Annotated in this window: 17 protein-coding genes; 2 read left to right on the top strand and 15 right to left on the bottom strand. The window is 38.3% G+C overall.

The window, feature by feature from the left end; genetic code table 11:
• Positions 1 to 345: 345 nt before the first annotated feature.
• The 12 genes from uvrC to zapA all read right to left on the bottom strand — a co-directional run bounded on the left by uvrC (position 346) and on the right by zapA (position 13516).
• Positions 346 to 2133 carry an excinuclease ABC subunit UvrC gene (uvrC, locus tag CIL03_RS01205; protein WP_094883389.1) on the bottom strand — a complete coding sequence of 596 codons (1788 nt, stop codon included), beginning with the start codon at positions 2131 to 2133 and terminating at the stop codon, positions 346 to 348.
• 93 nt (positions 2134 to 2226) lie between these two features.
• On the bottom strand, positions 2227 to 2541 hold the full coding sequence (gene trxA / locus CIL03_RS01200) for a thioredoxin (protein ID WP_094883388.1): 315 nt from the start codon (positions 2539 to 2541) through the stop codon (positions 2227 to 2229).
• Between the two features lie 167 nt (positions 2542 to 2708).
• Positions 2709 to 3683 (bottom strand): electron transfer flavoprotein subunit alpha/FixB family protein, encoded by a 975-nt coding sequence (locus tag CIL03_RS01195; protein ID WP_094883387.1) that lies wholly within the window; start codon positions 3681 to 3683, stop codon positions 2709 to 2711.
• A gap of 26 nt (positions 3684 to 3709) precedes the next feature.
• Positions 3710 to 4483: an electron transfer flavoprotein subunit beta/FixA family protein gene (locus CIL03_RS01190; RefSeq protein WP_094883386.1), complete on the bottom strand. Its 774-nt coding sequence runs from the start codon at positions 4481 to 4483 to the stop codon at positions 3710 to 3712.
• A 19-nt stretch (positions 4484 to 4502) separates the two neighbouring features.
• Positions 4503 to 5276 carry an enoyl-CoA hydratase gene (locus tag CIL03_RS01185; protein ID WP_094883385.1) on the bottom strand — a complete coding sequence of 258 codons (774 nt, stop codon included), beginning with the start codon at positions 5274 to 5276 and terminating at the stop codon, positions 4503 to 4505.
• A 60-nt stretch (positions 5277 to 5336) separates the two neighbouring features.
• Positions 5337 to 5918, bottom strand: a complete 582-nt coding sequence (locus tag CIL03_RS01180) for a TetR/AcrR family transcriptional regulator (RefSeq protein WP_094883384.1) — start codon at positions 5916 to 5918, stop codon at positions 5337 to 5339.
• A 135-nt stretch (positions 5919 to 6053) separates the two neighbouring features.
• Positions 6054 to 7751: a long-chain-fatty-acid--CoA ligase gene (locus CIL03_RS01175; RefSeq protein WP_094883383.1), complete on the bottom strand. Its 1698-nt coding sequence runs from the start codon at positions 7749 to 7751 to the stop codon at positions 6054 to 6056.
• 174 nt (positions 7752 to 7925) lie between these two features.
• On the bottom strand, positions 7926 to 8333 hold the full coding sequence (locus CIL03_RS01170) for a DUF350 domain-containing protein (RefSeq protein ID WP_094884408.1): 408 nt from the start codon (positions 8331 to 8333) through the stop codon (positions 7926 to 7928).
• A 114-nt stretch (positions 8334 to 8447) separates the two neighbouring features.
• Positions 8448 to 10790 (bottom strand): endonuclease MutS2, encoded by a 2343-nt coding sequence (locus tag CIL03_RS01165; RefSeq protein ID WP_094883382.1) that lies wholly within the window; start codon positions 10788 to 10790, stop codon positions 8448 to 8450.
• A 56-nt stretch (positions 10791 to 10846) separates the two neighbouring features.
• A complete protein-coding gene (polX, locus tag CIL03_RS01160) occupies positions 10847 to 12565 on the bottom strand; it encodes a DNA polymerase/3'-5' exonuclease PolX (protein WP_094883381.1) in 1719 nt (572 codons plus the stop codon).
• 132 nt (positions 12566 to 12697) lie between these two features.
• Positions 12698 to 13249, bottom strand: coding sequence for a CvpA family protein (locus CIL03_RS01155; protein WP_094883380.1), 552 nt, complete (start codon positions 13247 to 13249; stop codon positions 12698 to 12700).
• Between the two features lie 6 nt (positions 13250 to 13255).
• Positions 13256 to 13516 (bottom strand): cell division protein ZapA, encoded by a 261-nt coding sequence (gene zapA / locus CIL03_RS01150; protein ID WP_094883379.1) that lies wholly within the window; start codon positions 13514 to 13516, stop codon positions 13256 to 13258.
• 146 nt (positions 13517 to 13662) lie between these two features.
• Here zapA and rnhC point away from each other — a divergent pair, with 146 nt between their 5' ends.
• Positions 13663 to 14604 carry a ribonuclease HIII gene (rnhC, locus tag CIL03_RS01145; RefSeq protein ID WP_094883378.1) on the top strand — a complete coding sequence of 314 codons (942 nt, stop codon included), beginning with the start codon at positions 13663 to 13665 and terminating at the stop codon, positions 14602 to 14604.
• 36 nt (positions 14605 to 14640) lie between these two features.
• Here rnhC and pheT read toward each other — a convergent pair whose 3' ends face one another.
• The 3 genes from pheT to CIL03_RS01130 form a co-directional block, all read right to left on the bottom strand.
• A complete protein-coding gene (gene pheT, locus CIL03_RS01140; protein ID WP_094883377.1) occupies positions 14641 to 17067 on the bottom strand; it encodes a phenylalanine--tRNA ligase subunit beta in 2427 nt (808 codons plus the stop codon).
• 15 nt (positions 17068 to 17082) lie between these two features.
• A complete protein-coding gene (gene pheS, locus CIL03_RS01135; RefSeq protein WP_094883376.1) occupies positions 17083 to 18117 on the bottom strand; it encodes a phenylalanine--tRNA ligase subunit alpha in 1035 nt (344 codons plus the stop codon).
• A 366-nt stretch (positions 18118 to 18483) separates the two neighbouring features.
• On the bottom strand, positions 18484 to 19221 hold the full coding sequence (locus CIL03_RS01130; protein WP_094883375.1) for a TrmH family RNA methyltransferase: 738 nt from the start codon (positions 19219 to 19221) through the stop codon (positions 18484 to 18486).
• 604 nt (positions 19222 to 19825) lie between these two features.
• Between CIL03_RS01130 and sspI the strand changes: the two genes are divergently transcribed.
• Positions 19826 to 20050, top strand: a complete 225-nt coding sequence (gene sspI, locus CIL03_RS01125) for a small acid-soluble spore protein SspI (protein ID WP_094883374.1) — start codon at positions 19826 to 19828, stop codon at positions 20048 to 20050.
• The last annotated feature ends 143 nt before the right edge of the window (positions 20051 to 20193 follow it).

Raw genomic sequence — 20193 nt, 5'->3', positions numbered from 1 at the left:
TGGTTGTTCGGGCTTAGAGAGTCGCTCTATGTGACCAGTAGCAACTTGTTTCTGGCTATTTGGGCACAGAGAGTCGCTCTATGTGACGGGTGGCTACTTGTTTCTGGTTGTTCGGGCTTAGAGAGTCGCTCTATGTGACCGGTGGCAACTTGTTTCTGGTTGTTTGGGCCCAGAGAAGCGCTCTATGTGACCGTTGGCTATTGTTTTCTAGCTGTTGGGCTCAGAGAAGTACCCCAAATCCTGATAATCCGTTCAACCCGCGAAACATCCGTCCGAAGTTGAAATCAACAGAGTAATTACGTCGCAGTTTATAGATTTCATGTCAAAAACAACGATCTTTTAGACTTACCTCTTATTCTCTTTTTGCTTTAAATGCTTACCAATCTCTTCTGCAATATTCTTCGGAATGCCCAATTTGGTGATTTCTTCTAAAGCAGCATTTTTTATTTCATTGATGGACTTAAAATGAGTTAAAAGCAGTCTTCTGCGTTTTTCGCCAATCCCGGGTATTTTGTCAAGTTCCGATTGGAATAAACTTTTCCCGCGAAGCTGACGATGAAATGAAATTGCAAATCTGTGTACCTCGTCCTGTATTCGCTGAACGAGATAAAATTCCTGGGACTGTCTTGACAGTGGGATTACCATAGGCGGTTCCCCATATAGCAGTTCACTTGTCTTATGTTTATCATCCTTCGCCAACCCGGCTAAAGGAATGTCGAGTCCCAATTCATTTTCCAATACATCAATTGCTGAACTCATTTGCCCTTTTCCACCATCCACAATAATTAAATCCGGTAGCGGAAGATTTTCTTTTAATACTCTCGTATATCTTCTCCGGATAACTTCTCTCATTGTTTCATAGTCATCCGGGCCTTCAACATCTTTAATTTTATATTTACGGTATTCTTTTTTATCTGGCTTGCCGTCTGTAAAAACTACCATTGCTGAGACGGGATCAGTACCCTGGATATTGGAATTATCAAAGGCCTCTATTCGATGTGGTATTTCTATATTTAATATTTCCCCTAATTGTTCGACAGCTAAAATCGTCCGTGCTTCATCCCGTTCAATTAAAGAAAACTTCTCAGTCAGGGCGATGGATGCATTTTTCTTTGCCAGCTCAACTAAATCTTTTTTACGGCCTCTGTATGGTGTGTGAACATCGATTTGCAGTAGTTCTTTAAGTAATTCATCGTCTGTTCCAATTGGCACAAGAATTTGTTTTGGTTTTAGGTGATTCTGGTGAAGGTAAAACCTGCCTATATAGCTGACAAATGTTTCTTCCGGAGAATCAAAAAATGGAAAAATCGCTACATCCCTTTCTATCAGACTTCCCTGCCTGACAAAGAATGTCTGAATACATATCCAGCCCTTATCCACACTAAATCCGAAAATATCAATGTCTCTCTGTTCATTTAGCGTCATTTTCTGCTGTTCCATGACAATTTCAATATGCTGGATTTGATCACGCAGTTCTTTCGCCCGCTCAAAATTTAGCTGTTCACTGGCCTCATACATTTTTTCACTCAAGTCTTTTTTAATTCCTTTATATCCTCCATTTAAAAAAGAAGTTATACTTTGCACGATTTCTTTATATGTTTCTTTTGGAGGTGGCTGTTCACTGCAGGCAAGACACTGCCCCATATGATAATAAAGGCATGGCCGTCCGGGCGGATTATTGCATTTTCTCAACGGGTATAAACGGTCGAGCAGCTTTTTCGTTTCCTTAGCTGCTATTACATTTGGATAAGGTCCAAAATACTTTCCTCTATCTTTTTTCAGCTTTCTTGTAATCAATAATTGCGGATGCCGCTCGGAGGTTATTTTTAAATAAGGATAGGATTTGTCATCCTTTAGCATCACATTGTATTTAGGATCATATTTTTTAATTAAATTCATTTCTAAAATAAGTGCTTCTATCTCTGAAGATGTTACAAAATATTCAAAGTCTCTGATTTCCTGAACCAATCGTTGAGTTTTTCGGTCATTGGCACCAGTGAAATAGGACCTCACCCGATTTTTTAAGAGCTTGGATTTGCCAACATAAATAATTGTATTATGTTTATCTTTCATTAGGTAGCAGCCAGGCTGTGCAGGCAAAACAGCTAATTTTTCTTTTATCAACTGATTCATAGCAGGTTCTCATTCCTTTGCGATAAAAATCCCTTGTTACATGAGGCAACAAGGGATTCTTTGGCTTTCATTCATAATTCTATTATACACGCATTAGGCATGTTTGTTAATTAAATCAACTAGTGCTTCTTTTGGCTGAAAACCGATTACCTGATCTACAACATTACCATCTTTGAAAAGCAATAATGTCGGTATGCTCATCACACCAAATTTACCAGCAGTTTCCTGATTTTCATCTACATCAAGTTTTACGATTTGAACTTTTTCTTCCATTTCTCCATCAATTTCTTCGAGAACTGGAGCAATCATTTTACAAGGACCACACCAAGGCGCCCAAAAATCAGCCAATACTAGACCTTTAGAAGTTTCTTCTGTGAAATTTTGATCAGTTACATTTACAATTGCCATTTATTTTTCCTCCTTCATCAAGCATTAATTCTTAAGATGAGTATATCATCGTTGATTTATACTTGCGAATAGTTTGCTTAAAAATAAATACGTAAGTGTCTGTTTAGCGACGTTTATACTTCATTAAAGAAACCTAATCAGCAGTGTGATCAGGTTTCTTTAAGCATTTATTGTTTAATTTTCTTAATTTCTTCAATTAGAAGTGGAATAACTTCGAATAAGTCACCTACAATACCGTAATCAGCTACATTAAATATATTTGATTCTGCATCTTTATTAATCGCTACAATTACTTTCGAGTTAGACATACCAGCGAGATGCTGGATTGCTCCGGAAATTCCTACTGCAATATATAAATCCGGTGTTACTACTTTTCCTGTCTGGCCAATTTGCAGAGAGTAGTCACAGTAATCTGCATCACATGCCCCGCGCGAAGCACCTACCGCACCTCCTAAAACCTCAGCCAATTCATATAATGGCTTAAAGCCGTCAGCACTTTTCACACCACGTCCGCCTGCTACAATAACATTCGCCTCAGATAAATCCACACCTTCTGATGCTTTTCGTATAACATCTTTAATGACTGTACGGATATCAGTAACATCTACATCTTTTGAACTGATATCGCCCGAACGTGATTCATCACGCTCAAGTGCCGGGATATTATTCGGTCTGATGGTAACAAATGTCAGCCCGCTTGTTATTATTTTCTTTTCAAATGCTTTTCCGGAATATATCGGTCTGGTAAATTGAACTTTATCCCCATCAGATTCTAAAGCCACAGCATCAGAAATCAATCCTGTTTCTAATTTAGTTGCAAGCTTTGGTGATAAATCTTTTCCTGCAGATGTATGTCCCATGACAATTCCATCAGGAGATTCTTCATTTATGACTGTCAGCAAAGCCTGTCCATACCCTTCTGATGTATACGTTTCCAAATTATCGTGCTGAATTGTTACTACACGGTCAACGCCATAATAGATCATTTCCTGTGCCTGACTTTTTAAGTCTTCATTTCCGCAGATAACCCCCACGATTTCTCCATCAGCATTTATCTTTTTCGCAGCAGCGATTGCTTCAAATGATACATTACGTAATTCTCCATCCCTTGCTTCCCCAATAACCAGTATTTTTTCGGTCATGTCAATTCTCCTTCCTGTTTAAGAATCTATAATACTTTCTTTTCATTTTTAAGTAATGATACAAGTTCTTTTACCTGATCTGAAACTTCACCTTCCAGAACTTTTCCTGCTTCTTTTTCTGGAGGCAAAAAGATTTCGATTGTTTTTGTTTTTGGTTCTACATCTTCTTCTTCTAAATCCAGATCATCAATCTCAAGCTCTTCAAGCGGTTTCTTTTTCGCTTTCATGATTCCTGGCAATGAAGGATATCTTGGTTCATTTAGCCCTTGCTGACACGTAACAAGTAACGGAAGGCTGGTTTCTATTATTTCAACGTCTCCTTCAACATCCTTTTCGATGGTTGCATTTTCTCCATCAATTTTCAGGTCAGTAATGGTTGTCACATATGGAATTCCCAAATACTCAGCCAATCTCGGTCCTACTTGTCCGCTTGCTTCATCAATTGCCACATTTCCCGCCAAAATCAGATCGGCTTCTTTATCTTCAAAATAAGCCTCTAAAATTTTAGCTGTAGTAAATTGATCACCATCTTCCAAATCATCTTCAGTATTTATCAAAACTGCTTTATCTGCTCCCATAGCAAGAGCCGTACGCAGCTGCTTTTCGGAATCTTCATCCCCAATTGTTACTACTGTCACTTCACCGCCATGTGCATCACGCTGGTTTATTGCTTCTTCCACAGCATATTCATCATACGGATTAATAATAAATTCAGCACCATCATCTTCAATTTTGCCACCAGATACAGCTATCTTCTCCTCTGTATCAAACGTCTTTTTTAACAGAACATAGATATTCATATAATAATCCTCCCTTTACCTATTTATCTTTGAAGCTAGGTTTTCTTTTTTCCATGAAGGCCTGCACACCTTCTTTTGCATCTTCAGAACCAAATATTTCGCCAAACATTTTTGCTTCAGCTTTTGTGCCGGCAGCGAATTGTTCTGTTTTTGCAAATGGAATCAGTTTCATTACACGGTTAATTGATGGTTTGCTTTTAGCTGCTATTTTCTCTGCCAGCTTTACAGTTTCTTTGATTAATTCTTCTTCAGCAACCGCTTTATTTGCCAGCCCCAGCACACTTGCTTCGCTTCCGCTTATTGGTTCACCTGAAAGAATCATTTCATATGCTTTTGCAGTCCCAACATATTGTGGCAATCTTTGTGTCCCTGCAAAACCAGGAATAATGCCCAAAGAAAGCTCAGGTAATCCTAATTTCGCATTTTCAGCAACAATTCTAATGTGACAGGCCATTGCAAGCTCTAACCCTCCACCCAAAGCAGCTCCATGAATTGCAGCAATTACAGGAATCTGGAAACCTTCTATTCTATCAAATAACTCCTGCCCCTTAACGGACAAAGATTCATAATCAGATGCGTTCTGCAATGATGTGAATTCTTTTATATCTGCTCCAGCTGAGAAGAATTTTCCCTCTCCTGTTAAAACAATTGCCTTGGCTTCCTCCTGCTGCTCAACATTATCAAGATACCTGGCAAGATCCTGCAATAGATTACTAGATAATGCATTTGCAGGCGGACTTTGAATTGTTAAGTATGCAACATTATTTTTCAGTTCATATGCAATTGTCTCCAACGCTTATACCCCCTTTTTTCTCTATTATAAATTAAATACATAAAATTTTAAACTTGTTTATTATTTTGAAATAGCACTTATTAGTAAATTATGAATATGCGATGCCTGATTGAGCAGGTTATATTTTCGTTCTTTCATAACCCAATTAGTGACTATCTCATCAAGCGTGCCAAATATCATTTGCCGTACGAGAAGTGTGTTCAAGCCCGGACGAAATAACTTTTCTTCCATACCTTCTTTAATAATTGTGTCAATTACTACTAAATAAGGTTTTAAAACCTCATTTATCTGCAATCGTAAAACAGTATTGGACTGGCGCAGTTCAAGCTGGGTAACAATAGCAAGATTATGATCATCTGAAAGCTGGCGTAAATGCATTTCAATTAATGTAAGCAATTTATCTTCTGCATTTTTCTTGTTTGTAATGCTTTCAGCAATTTGTTCTATAAATTGCCCCATTTTTTCTTCAAACACCGAAACCAGGATATCTTCCTTATTTTTAAAATAAAGATAAATTGTCCCGTCCGCCACCCCTGCTTTTTTTGCAATTTTGGATACTTGTGATGCATGGTATCCATTATCTGCAATAACTTCAACTGCAGCTTCGATGATCTGATTATACTTCGGTTTGTTCTTCTTCATTTTACTTCCCTCACATCTGACAGCGTTTATGGACTAAACTGAATGAATAGTCATTCATATTTTTATTCTAACGTCTCCTTAGTAAACTGTCAACTGGCAGCTTGTACATGCTTATGGAAAAAAAGAGCATTACGCTCATATTGTATTGCTATCTTCAAGCTGTTTTTCTTTTTCTTCATCAACCAGCTTTCTTCTTAAAATTTTTCCAACGGCTGTTTTTGGCAGTTCATCCCGAAATTCATATATTCTTGGAACTTTGTATGCTGCCAGATGTTTTCTGCAATAGGTATTAAGTTCATCTTCACTTATCGAATGCCCTTCTTTCAATACAACATAGGCTTTTACTGTCTCTCCGCGGTATGGATCAGGTATTCCGGCCACCACTGTTTCAAGTACTGCTTCGTGTTCATATAAAACTTCTTCCACTTCTCTTGGATAAATATTATAGCCCCCGGCAATGATCATATCTTTCTTTCGATCGACCACATAGAAATACCCGTTTTCATCCATATAGCCTAAATCACCTGTAAATAGCCAGCCGTCTTTTAACACATTATCTGTCTCTTCCTGATTATTCCAATATCCTTGCATTATCTGCGGTCCTTTAACTGCAATTTCTCCAACTTCACCAACCTCAGCTTCTTCCGCTGTTTCCATTTTGAATATTTTAGAATCGGTATCAGGCCATGGAACCCCAATACTTCCATTTATCCGATTAGCCCAGACAAAATTTGCGTGGGTTACCGGAGATGTTTCAGTAAGACCATATCCTTCCACCAGTTTTCCACCTGTCACCTTCTCAAAACTTTCCTGCACTTCAGCAGGCAATGGAGCAGACCCGCTTATACATGCTTCAATGGATGACAGATCATATTTCGATAAATCTGGATGATTTAACAGACCAATATAAATTGTTGGTGCTCCAGGAAATAAGGTTGGTTTTTGTTTATGAATTGTTTTCAGCACATCTTCTGCATCAAATTTTGGCATTAAAATCATTTTATTGCCTTGCATAATAGACATATTCATTACCGTAGTCATTCCATACACATGGAAGAACGGCAAAACGCCTAGTACTACTTCCTGTGCTTCCTTCGTTTTATATAACCAGGCTTTGCACATCTGGACATTTGCCACCAGATTATAGTGTGTCAGCATTACACCTTTTGGAAACCCAGTAGTTCCACCGGTATATTGCAGCAATGCCAGGTCTTTCTCAGGGTTAACATCTACCTGTTGATAATCCTCTGAAGATTGTTCGATCATTTTATTCCAGACATGGGTTTCTTCACTCTGTTCGACTTTTACAACCATATTATATTGCTTCTTTTGAATAAATGGATAAATAAGATTCTTTGGAAATGGCAGATAATCCTTAATACCTGTAACAATCGTATGCTGCACAGATGTATTTCCACGTACATTTGTTACCCGCGGCAAAAGAATATCCAGACATACAATTACCTTGGCATCAGAATCCTTGAGCTGATATTCCAGTTCCCGCTCTGTATACAGCGGATTTGTCTGTACAACAATTGCACCGGACATGAGGGCTGCGTAATAACTGATTACTCCCTGTGGACAGTTTGGAAGCATGATTGCAACCTTATCCCCTTTTTTTAGTCCAAGTGACTGCATATAACGCGCCATTTTTCGTGCTTCGCTCTGAAGCTGTCTGAAACTCATTTCCTTTCCCATAAAATAAAGCGCTTTCTTTTCTCCGTAACGTTCAGCACTTGCATCCAAATAGGCATGTAAGGGCTTTCTGTCATACGTGATGCTTGTTGGTATTTCTGATGGATAATGTGTATGCCACATTTTTTCGTTTGACATAAATTCTCCTCCTTTATTACTATTTTATCATCATTATACCGATTAATTTCTATTTTTTGAAATTTTACGTAATATTTTTTATTTAATCATATAAATGACCCCTACAATTAAAAATATAATTGCTACAACGATCATAATTTTAGCCAGTCTTTCCAAAACCATAATAATCTCCCCTTATCCAATACTTGCACCGATAACAAATGATAACCCAATCGAAATCATCATGGAAATAAAACCAACCGCTTTATTCCCCTTGCCAATTTCTTCATCAATATTAATGGTTGGTGTCAAAAACTCAAAAATGAAATATCCTAATAAAAGCAAAATGAAACCAATTGTTCCCCAGCCGATACTTTGCAGCATTGTGTCATTATGTTCTATGGAATAGCGGAAAATTGTTGCAATCCCAAAGATTTTTCCACCAGTTGCCATTGCTACTGCAAAATTTCCACTTTTAATTTCCGACCAGTTTTTATAGCTTGTAACAAGTTCGAAAACAGCCAAAAATACAATCGTACATAAAATTACCACACTGTATCTTGCGGCTGTTTCCACAATAATATTTTCCCAGAAATCATTCATCTGCAGAACATTCCTTTCCGCTTTCTCTCCAAATACCAATAATCACTAAGCCATTCCCATCGGATAGCTGATAGACAGAGTATCCAGCTATCCACCAATTACTGGACCCTGCAATTATTTCAACTCGATTACGGTTACACCGCTTCCTCCCTCCCCCATTGAACCTGCTCTTGCGGAAGCGATTCGGGGATGCTTTTTCACAAATTCCTGAACACCTTTCCGGAGCGCTCCAGTACCTTTTCCATGTATAATAAAAGCTTTCGGATATCCTGCCAGCAGTGCGTCATCAATATACTTTTCCAGCTTTAATAAGGCATCCTCAAATCTTTCCCCGCGAAGATCGAGTTCTGTGCTCACATGATAGTTAGAACCTTTGATAGTGGCCAACGGCTTTTCGATCGTTTGTTTTTGTTTGCCAATTAACTGCAAATCATTTCGTTTCACTTTTACTTTCATAATTCCAACCTGTACCATGTATTCATTTTCATTTACTTTTTCTAATACTTCACCTTTTTGATTGGCAGTTAAAAGCTTTATTTCATCCCCAGGCTGCAATTCCTTCGTTTCAGATTTTCTCCCGGCCTGTTTTTCTTTTGGTTTGGCAGACAGGCTTGGCTTAGCTTCCTCAAGCATTTTCCTTGCCTCAATCCATTCATGCTCTTTCATTCCAGCAGTTGTTTTCATTTTGCGGATTTCTTCTACAATAAATTCCGCTTCTGCCCGTGCTTTGTTTAACGCTTTTTCTGCTTTTTCTTCAGCTTTTTTATATAACCTCTCTCGTTTCTGTTCCAGCTGCGTCCACTCTTTTTCTAGTTCTTCGCGGAGTTTTTCGCTATCGAGCAGGGTTTGATGTGCTTCCTGATAATCCTTTTCCGCATTCAGCTGCGATTTTTCCAATGAGGCGATCATGTTTTCAACACTTTTGGAATCAACGCCGATATGGCCTTTTGCTCTGTCGATTATTTTGTCATCAAGTCCCAGCCGCTTGGAAATATCAAATGCATTGCTTCGGCCGGGAACACCGATTAATAAACGATAGGTTGGCTGCAGTGTCTCTACATCAAATTCAACGGATGCATTAATAACATTCTCCCGGTTGTATCCATAAGCTTTTAATTCAGGGTAATGCGTAGTTGCAATTACCCGTGCATTTCTCGAGACAACTTCATCTAAAATAGACATTGCCAGGGCTGCACCTTCCTGTGGATCTGTTCCGGAACCTAATTCATCAAATAAAACCAAAGAATTATCATCAACTTTATTTATAATCTTAACAATGTTGGTCATATGGGAAGAAAATGTACTTAAATTCTGCTCAATCGATTGTTCATCCCCGATATCAGCAAATATATCGTCAAAAACTGCCATTTCACAGCCATCCAGTGCAGGCATCTGCAAACCTGATTGTGCCATTAATGTACATAAACCAACCATTTTTAATGTTACAGTCTTTCCCCCGGTATTCGGACCTGTAATTACAATCGATGTATATGTCTCACCTATCTCAATATCATTTGCAACAACCTCATCCATTGGAATCAGCGGATGTCTTGCCTGCTGCATTTTAATGAAACCCTTATTATTAATTTTCGGTTTTGCTGCTTTCATTTTACTTGCTAACTTTGCTCTGGCAAACATAAAATCGATTTTTGCCAGTACCTTCACATTTTCATATAATGGTGCTTCCTCTGACGCAATATGCTCACTTAATTCCTTTAAAATTTTTTCAATTTCCTGTTTTTCCTTTATTGCCGCTTCCTGCAGCTGATTATTTAAATCCACTACAGCCTTTGGCTCCATAAATAACGTCTGACCTGATGCTGACTGGTCATGGACAATTCCACCAATCGATCCACGGTATTCCTGTTTCACAGGCAGCACGTAACGATCATTGCGGATGGTAATGATCGCATCTGATAGCATATTACTGTTTGACCTTGTATAACTTTCCAATTTATCACGGACTCTGCTTTCAAATGTGCGGATCGAGGAACGAATGCTTCGGAGCCTATGTGAAGCACTGTCCATTACATGCCCATGATCATCAATACAGCTGTTGATATGGGTTTCCAATTCTCTCAGTGGTGTGATTTGTTCAACTTGACCTGCTAAAATTGGCAATTCTTCTTCGAGATTATCAATAAAATTCTTAACCTGTCTGCCTCCATAAATTGTTGTAGAAACATCCAGACATTCCCCGGTAGTTAAAATACCGCCAATGGCACTTCGCTTAAGACTCGCTCGGATATCAACAATCCCCCCTAGAGGAATAGCGGCATTAAGCCGGACAATCTGGGCAGCTTCATCCGTTTCTTCCTGCAGCATTTTAACCTCGTCAATATCAGCAGATGGTTTCAGGCGGGAAACAAGATCTTTACCGAGTGTTGTAGCTGCCTGACTGTTTAACTGTTCAATTATTTTATTAAATTCCAGTACACGGAGAATTCTATCATTCATGCATACGTACTCCTTTATGTGTTTGTTTCTAAATATAGTGGTTTATGCTGTTTCTTTTATTTATTACGGTTAAAGTAATCCATAAGTTTCTCTTTTGACCATGTATTTATAACTGTTTCTTTTTCAAGCCAGGCCTTTCTTGCCACACCAACGCCATATTTCATATGATCAAGCATTTGGTAATTATGGGCATCTGTATTAATGGCTATTGTTACACCAGCAGCTTGTGCTTTTCGAGCCCACTCTGATGACAAATCTAATCTGTTGGGGTTTGCATTTATTTCAAGTGCAGTATTTGTTTCTTTTGCACGTTCGATCAACCTTTCAACATCTGGATTATAGCCTGCTCTTCTTCCAATTAACCTTCCAGTAGGATGTGCAATAAGTGATACATATGGATTTTCCAATGCTGCATACAATCGATTCATGATTTTATCCTGGGTTTGGTTAAAACTGGAATGTATCGCACCAATGACATAGTCCATTTCCTTTAGGAATTCATCAGAAAAATCCAGTGTTCCATCTGGTAAGATATCCATTTCAACTCCGGAAAAAATATGAATATCTTCGTATTTATCGTTCAGCCTAGCAATTTCCTCCCGTTGCTTTCTTAATCGCGTTTCATCTAGTCCGTTCGCTACCCGCAAATATTTTGAGTGATCAGTTATAGCCATATGTGTATAGCCCTTTTCACGGACCTGATTTACCATTTCCTCCAATGACTGTGCACCATCACTCCAGGTTGTATGCATATGCAAGTCACTGCGTATATCTTTCATTTCAACTAGTTCTATCTTTTTTTCAAATGCTTCAATTTCACCAGTATTCTCCCTGACTTCCGGTGGGATATAGGTTAAATTAAAATGATCAAAAAAGTCCTTTTCAGATGAGAATGTTAGTAATTCTCCAGTTTCCTCTATTTCAATTCCATATTCATTAATTTTCTCACCACGAGATTTTGCGAGCTGACGCATTGCAACATTATGATCTTTTGAACCTGTAAAATGATGTAGTGTTGAAGCAAATTCATCTTTTCTTACAAGCCTGAAATCAACATTAATATCATAAAGATCATCAAGTGTAACGGAAACTTTCGTATCTCCCTGTGCAATTACTTCCTTGATATTATCCATTTTCAATAAAGCATCACGTACTTTTTCCGGCTTTTCAGTTGCAATAATAAAATCAATATCCCTTACAGTTTCCCGCATCCTGCGTAAACTGCCCGCACGGGAAAAATCCTCAACATCAGAAATTTCTTTGACATATGCTTCAATTTTCTCAGCTAATGGAAGAATCATGGCAATTGGCAGACGCTCCGGCCTTTTTCCTGCTTCTTCTAAAGCTGCAAGAATTTTTTCAGCTGTTTTTTTGCCAAATCCGGAGAGTTTTTCAACTTGTCCATTTTCGCATGCTTGTTTTAATGTTTCAGCGTCCTTAACACCAAGTTCCTGGTATAGTTTCGAGAGCTTTTTACCGCCGACTCCTGGAAGATTCAGCAGTGGGATCAACCCCTCTGGAACCTCTTTTTCCAGTTCCTGAAGCGTTTTGGATTCTCCATTTTCCATATACTCATTTATCACAGTGCTTGTCCCTTTGCCAATCCCTTTTATTTTCGTGAAATCATCTATTTCATCCAGGGATCTATCATCCGTTTCCAGAGCTTGCGCGGCCTTTCTAAACGCAGATATTTTAAACGGGTTTTCCCCTTTTAATTCCATATATATTGCTATTTTTTCCATCAATGTGATAATATCTTTTTTATTCAATGACATTTTTATCTTCCACTCCTAATAAAAAGACTGATTCAGATGCAGCCAATACCTATTGTACATGACGTACAGTTGTATCACTAACACTTTGAATCAGTCTTTTGCAGTATAATCGTTTAAAAGGATGTTCACACTTTAATTAAACATTTCAGCTATATGTGCAAACCACAGTTCTTTTATTTTCTCAGACAGATATGGTGTATCTTCTATCATAAATAATGCCAGTGATGAATCATTAATCAAGTTCTGTATTCCGGTAATTGGAGTAAGGGCTAAAATATATAAAATAATGAAAAGCAGCAGGTATACTTCCAAAAAGCCAAAAACAGCTCCAAGAAGCTTATTAACTGATTTCAATACAGGTAAAGATGCTACAAAATCAAGCATAGATGCTATGATTTGCAAAATAATTTTTACAGCAAAAAAGATAACTGCAAATGCTATTGCATTATAAAAACCGTTTTCAAGCGGCAATGCTTCTAAAAAGTCCGCCCATGCACTTTCATCAGATATTTCAGGATATGGAATCCAAAGTGCGAGCCTTGGACCAATTTCGTCATAATACATTGCGGCAACAATAAAGGCGATAATAAATCCGGCAAGATGAAACAATTGAAGGATGAGTCCTCTTTTTAATCCCATTAATAAACCGAATATCAGTAATAAAATTATAATCAAATCAGCCATAAGTTACTAATCCTCTTTCTTTTTTAATGAACCAAGCAATGAGGCATATTCCTCTTTCAGCTTTAAATAATCATTCATTGTATTCACGGCAGTCAGCACTGCTAATTTTGTTGTATCCAAATGTTTATTCATACTTTCTATTTCATTCATTTTCTGATCTACCAGACTTGCAACCAGACGAACATGACTAGCAGGTTCGTTTCCGATTATCGTATAGGACTTATTATGTATTTCAACTGTAATGCGTTCCTTGTCATTTTGTGTCAAATGAAGTCCCTCCTGCCTGTAAAAAATTGTCCTTCTTATATTAACATGAACTTTATCAATTAGGAAACTGATTTTATTTAAGCATTTCATTATTTCTCATATTTTGCTATAGTCAATATACTGAAAAATGTATTGGAGAGATTAGCATGCCACAAAATGTTTATGTATTGCCACTTGAAACGATTAATAAAATGAAACTTAGCTATACCGATTCCCTTACTGCAACACCGCCTGGAGCTGTATTTCGAGCAAAAACCAGTCACGCCGTAATTACTGCATATAAATCTGGCAAGGTGCTATTTCAAGGCAGTTCACCGGAAACAGAAGCAGTAAAGTGGTCTGCTGAAGGGTCCGGAACCTCTAATGCACATAAGAAACCAAAACCCGCTGCAAAGCCTTTCAGTAAATTTGCTCCGCCAAAGAAATTATTTAATGAAAATCATATCGGTTCAGATGAAGCAGGTACAGGCGATTATTTTGGACCAATAACCGTTGCAGCAGTTTATGTTGAACAGCAGCAAATTGACACGCTGAAGCGTCTTGGTGTAAAGGATTCAAAAGCTCTGACAGATCCTGTTATCCGTCAGCTTTCAAAAGAAATTATAAAACAAAACATAGCCTATTCCTTACTCGTTTTACATAATGAAAAATACAATAACCTTCAACGCGGCGGGTGGACTCAAGGAAAAATGAAGGCAATGCTTCACCATCATGCAATCAGCAAACTGCTTCAGAAAATCGAGAATAAACCGTGGGATGGAATTATAATCGATCAGTTTTGTGAACCTGCTGTTTATAATAGACATATTGCTTCAGAGAAAGAATCCTTAACCGAAAAAACTTACTTTCTAACCAAGGCAGAAAGCTATTCTATCGCCGTTGCAGCGGGCTCTATAATTGCACGCACCAGCTTTCTTAACGAAATGGATAAGCTTTCAGACCAGACCGGTATTACTTTGCCAAAAGGTGCATCCAAGAAAGTGGATAAAACAATTGCAGAAGTTATAACCGTAAAAGGTGATGCATTTCTAAATAAAATAGCTAAAACACACTTTGCAAATACGAAGAAAGCAAGATTATATCTGTAAAAAAGCGATATGGCTTCTTGCCACATCGCTTTTTGTTTATGACCTTACATATGCGTTGAATTTTTCATTTACAGTTTCAATAATTTGGTTAAAGGATTCCTCTATCTCGTCGTCCTTTAATGTTTTTTCAGGATGCTGATACAATAAGCTATAGGCAATTGACTTTTTGCCCTCAGGCATATTTTCTCCTTGGTATACATCAAAAATACCAACTTGTATTACAAGTGGTGCACCGCTTTTTTCGATGACCGCTTTCACATCACCTGCCTGAACCTCTTCATCGAGAATAAAGGCAATGTCTCTCGCAATGGATGGATATTTTGGAATTTGGCTGTAAGCTGGAATGTTTGAATATGCCGCAAATACTTCTTCCAGGTTCACATCAAATAAGTAGGTTTCCTGTAAATCTATTTGTTTTTCAAGCAATGGATGCAGCTGGCCAATAAATCCAATTACCTTTTCATCAAGTAAAATCGTCGCACATCTGCCTGGGTGCATATCCGAAAGGCTTTCCTGCTTAAATGCAACTGGAATTTGCAGAAAATCGAATAGTCCTTCCATGATGCCTTTCACTAGGTAAAAGTCAACCTCTTTTTTCTCTTGCTGCCAAGGCTGCTCTATCCATGTACCTGTTACCGCTCCAGAAAGACGCAAATTCTCTTCAGGTTGTTTTGTTAATCCTTTTTCATCAGAAACAAAGATTTTCCCAATTTCATAATAAGCTAAATCCGACTGGTTTCTGGCTTCATTATATGCCAGTGAGCCAAGGAGTTCAGGTAATTGACTTAGGCGCAAGAATTTATGATCCTCGCTCATTGGCATTGCCAATGCCACAGGAGCAGGGTTTTGTTCTTTAATTTCCGGGCTGATCAGCTTGCTGATCTTTTCTTCATTCGTTAGTGAATACGTAATTGTCTCGACCAGTCCAGCACCTTGCAGATAATTTTTAATATCACGTTTTAATTGCTGTTTTGCAGTTAAAGCCCCAGCTTGAGATGCCCCTGCAGGCAATGTAAAAGGCAGGTTATCATAGCCGTAAATCCTCGCAACTTCTTCCAGCATATCCTCGAAAATAGATATGTCACCCCGGCGCGTTGGAGCATAAACAATGAAATCATCAATGTTTTGTTCAAAGTTGAAACGGAGTTTTTTTAAAATATGAACGATTTCCTCTGATGAAATTTCAGTTCCAAGTCTTTTATTAATTTCATTTGTATTCATTTCAACGATTTTCTCAGTTCGATCCAGTTCATCAAATTCAACTGCATTTTGCAGCACTGCTCCCCCTGCATATTTTTGCAAGAGCTGGCATGCTCTCAGTCCCGCTCTTCTTACCCGGTTTGGATCAATACCCTTTTCAAAACGTGTACTTGATTCACTCCGTAATCCGGTATCCCTTACTGTTTTCCGAACAGCAGCAGGTGCAAAATAAGCAGCTTCAAGTAAAACAGTTGTAGTGTTATCATTTACCTCTGTACTTGCTCCGCCCATTACACCAGCAAGCGCTACAGGTTCTTCTCCATTTGTTATAACCAGATGGTCTCCTGATAAAGTTCTTTCCAGATCATCCAATGTTACAAGCTTCTCCTCTTGTTTTGCCCGGCGCACAAGTATTTTCCCTGTTTCAAGACGGTCATAATCAAATGCATGCAGTGGCTGACCGTATTCCATCAATACAAAGTTTGTAATGTCAACTACATTATTAATTGGACGGATTCCCGCTGCCATTAAATAATTGCTCATCCATAACGGGGATGGTTTTATTTCCAGATCTTTGATCAAAAACGCCCCATAATATGGATTAAGTTCTTTATCTTCTACTTTTACAGAAATATACTGATTTGCATCTTCATCTGCCACTTCCACATCTTCATCAGGAAGATTCAATGGCTGATCTAGAATTGCAGCAACCTCATAAGCAACACCCAGCATAGATAAAGCGTCTGCCCGGTTTGGTGTCAAATCAAATTCCAGCACTGCATCATTCAAATTAAGCAAGGTTTCTACACTTTCCCCGACAGCAACTTCATCCGGAAAAACATATATACCATCCACAGCGTCCTTAGGAACATATTTTTCTTCAATACCTAACTCCTGCAACGAACAGATCATTCCATTTGATTCCACTCCGCGCAGTTTTACTTTTTTAATTTTAAAGTTACCAGGCAATACAGCGCCCGGTTTTGCAACAGCAACTTTTTGCCCCTGAGCGACATTTGGTGCGCCGCAAATAATTTGAAGCTTTTCCTCACCGACATCCACCTGGCAAAGATTTAATTTATCTGCATCTGGATGCTTTTCACATGATTCCACATAGCCGACAACAACATTCTCACTTTTCTCGGCTATATATTCAATGCCCTCAACTTCAATCCCGGATTTTGTAATTTTTTCTGCGAGTTCTTCAGGAGTGATCATTCCTATATCCACATAATTTTTTAACCAATTTAATGATACTAACATAATTCAGCTGCCTCCTTACGCCTTATGATACTGTTTCAAGAATCGAATATCGTTTGTATAAAATTGTCTGATATCATTAACACCATATTTCAGCATGGCAATTCGCTCAGGTCCCATACCAAAAGCAAATCCGCTATAAATATCAGGATCATACCCTGCCATTTCCAGTACATTCGGATGAACCATGCCAGCACCTAAAATTTCAATCCAGCCGGTTCCCTTACATACGGAACAGCCATCTCCATTACATACCTTACAGGAAATATCCATTTCAACAGAAGGCTCTGTGAACGGAAAATAGCTGGGACGAAGACGGATTTTTCGTTCCTGTCCGAACATTTTCTTGGCAAAAGTGTCCAGAATACCTTTCAAGTCACTCATACGTACATTTTTATCCACAAAGAGTCCTTCTATCTGTGTGAACTGGTGGGAGTGGGTCGCATCATCCGTATCACGACGGTATACTTTACCCGAACAGATCATCTTCACCGGCTTTTCTCCTTTATATTCACGCATGGTTCTTGCCTGAACAGGAGAGGTATGTGTTCTTAGTAATAATTCATTTGTAATATAAAATGTATCCTGCATATCTCTTGCTGGATGTCCTTGCGGTAAATTCAAAGCCTCAAAGTTAAAGTAATCTGTTTCTACTTCTGGACCTTCTCGAACTTCGAATCCCATACCGATAAATAAATCTTCTATCTCTTCGATGATGGATGTCAGCAAATGAGGTCCGCCTACATTAACAGGACGGCCTGGCAGTGTAATATCAATTGCTTCTTTTTCCAGCTGTTCCTCCAATGCTTTCTTTTCAAGTAACTCACTCTTATTTTCCAATGCTTCTGTGATCGATTCCCTAACTCTATTGGCAATCTCACCGACCACTGGACGTTCTTCCTTGGTAAGTTTCCCCATCCCTTTTAATACCTTGGTTAGGGAACCTTTCTTTCCTAGATAAGCAACTTTGATTTCCTGAAGTTCCTTAAGGTTTTCAGCTGCTTTGATTTTTTCTAAAGCTTCTGACTGTAATGCTTCCAATTGTTCCTTCATCTATAATGCCTCCTTAAATAAAAAAAGCCCCTATCCCATAAAAGGGACGAGGCTATTGTTTCGCGGTACCACCCTAATTAACACGTTTACGTTCAAAACATTTCCTAAAACAGAAATGTATTCGAACACCAAACCTTTGTGTTCAACTCAAAAAATCTTAACGGAATTAATCCGGAACACCTTTACTTGTTAAAAACACAAGGTCCCAGTGTCAGCTCCAGAGTGAAATGATAACATTTAATACGGCAGAAATGCTTTCAGTCAAGGACATTTCCTCCCTTTACCGCTGATAAATTGTTAGCTGGCTCTTTCAATGCTTTATTAATATTATATATATTATAGATAATTTACTGCCTGCATGCAACTCTAACTTTTTATATAATACATTAAAATCCCTGCGGCTACACTTACGTTGAGGGAATCAGCCTTGCCGTAAATCGGGATATTGACGATTGTATCAGCAATTTCCAATAATTCATCGTCAACACCTGCCCCCTCATTCCCTACGATCAGTGCAACTTTTTCATTTACTTTTGTTTTTGTGTACACTTCTGCATTATGTAATGCTGTGGCCCATACATCATAGTCATTCTTTTTCAATCGATTGATTTCTGTTATTAAATTCGCCTGAACAATCGGGATATGAAAAAGTGAACCTTGTGTTGCACGAATGACTTTGTCATTAAATAAATCTACTGTATTATTACCTAAAATTATTCCATCGAATCCTGCAGCATCAGCAGTTCGTATCATTGTCCCCAGGTTTCCGGGATCCTGTATGGAATCAATCAGCAATAAATAATCACCGGTTTGGCTTTCTGGTTTGCTCATTTTAATTTCCGCAGCTATGCCCTGAGGTGTGATTGTTTGGGAAATATCCTGAAATACATTACTGTTAACCGTTTCAACTGGAAAATCCCTGCACCATTCAGGCAGTTCTGCGCCTACCTGGACAATGATTTCCACTACATCCCAATTACTTTTCCAGGCTTCTTCCAACAAATGATAGCCCTCAATCAAAAATGATTCCCTTTCATTTCTATATTTCTTTTTATGAAGCTTCCGCCATGCTTTCACCTTTTCATTTTTTACCGATGTAATCATCTTACTCATCCTTATTATTTTGATTTTTTATATGGATTGTAACTATTTTGGTCATTGTTTCTATAGACTGCGAATTACTTAGCATCTGCTATAATCGCCGTCCGGGATCGCTCCGGGCGGATGCGCATCCTTTGGGCACGGCCTCAGCCTCCTCGAGAAAACCACTCTGCTCAGGTCTGGACTCGTGCTATTCCCGCAGGACAAGAAATGCTACGTCAGCGTGACATCGCACGAAGAAAAAGCGCTTTTCTTTTTCGAGGAGTCACCGCCCTGCGCTCACCCGAACTGGTGAGATACTTCTATGCTCGTATTGATTATTATTGCTCATTATCAGCAGTAAACTGATACTAACGAAGTGTATTTCCGGAGCGAGTTTTAGCACCCAACCAGTATTCACATAGTAAACACATCACAGAAAAATATTTTCATTACGTCACAGTTTACATCAACTCTTACAACAAATCTTTTCTATCTTCATCAAATGACAACGCAATCCATGAAGTACAATTAGACAAACGATCTTATTTTCTTTTTAATCATACATATTTCCATCCATTCAGGTCAAACTATCCTTATAATATATTTTTAAAAAGAGGTGGATTACATGGATTTGAATTTAAGGAAAGCGATACTCTCCAATATTTCCAGCAATAATCAGGATCAGCTGGAAGCGACTATTGTGGATGCCATCCAAAAAGGGGAAGAAAAAATGCTCCCTGGATTGGGAGTACTGTTCGAATTAATCTGGCAGCAATCCGGTGAACAGGAAAAACAGGAAATGGTTGATGCCTTGGAACAGGGTGTTAAACAAGCAGCAAATACACAGTAAATTTCTTGGGACAGTTGTATAAGCATCTGTCCTTTTTTTGAAAATTAAACCAAAATACCTAATTTAACAAGGATAAATAGATTAATATATGGGTATAATGTAAATATATTTACATATTTTACAATTTTTATAGTTTAAAAGAA

Source organism: Virgibacillus indicus (genome assembly GCF_002266285.1).
In the GTDB taxonomy this organism is placed as follows: Bacteria; Bacillota; Bacilli; order Bacillales; family Amphibacillaceae; genus Virgibacillus_K; species Virgibacillus_K indicus.
The sequence above is the reverse complement of the archived record's forward strand: the minus strand, read 5'-3'. Positions and strand labels throughout refer to the sequence as shown.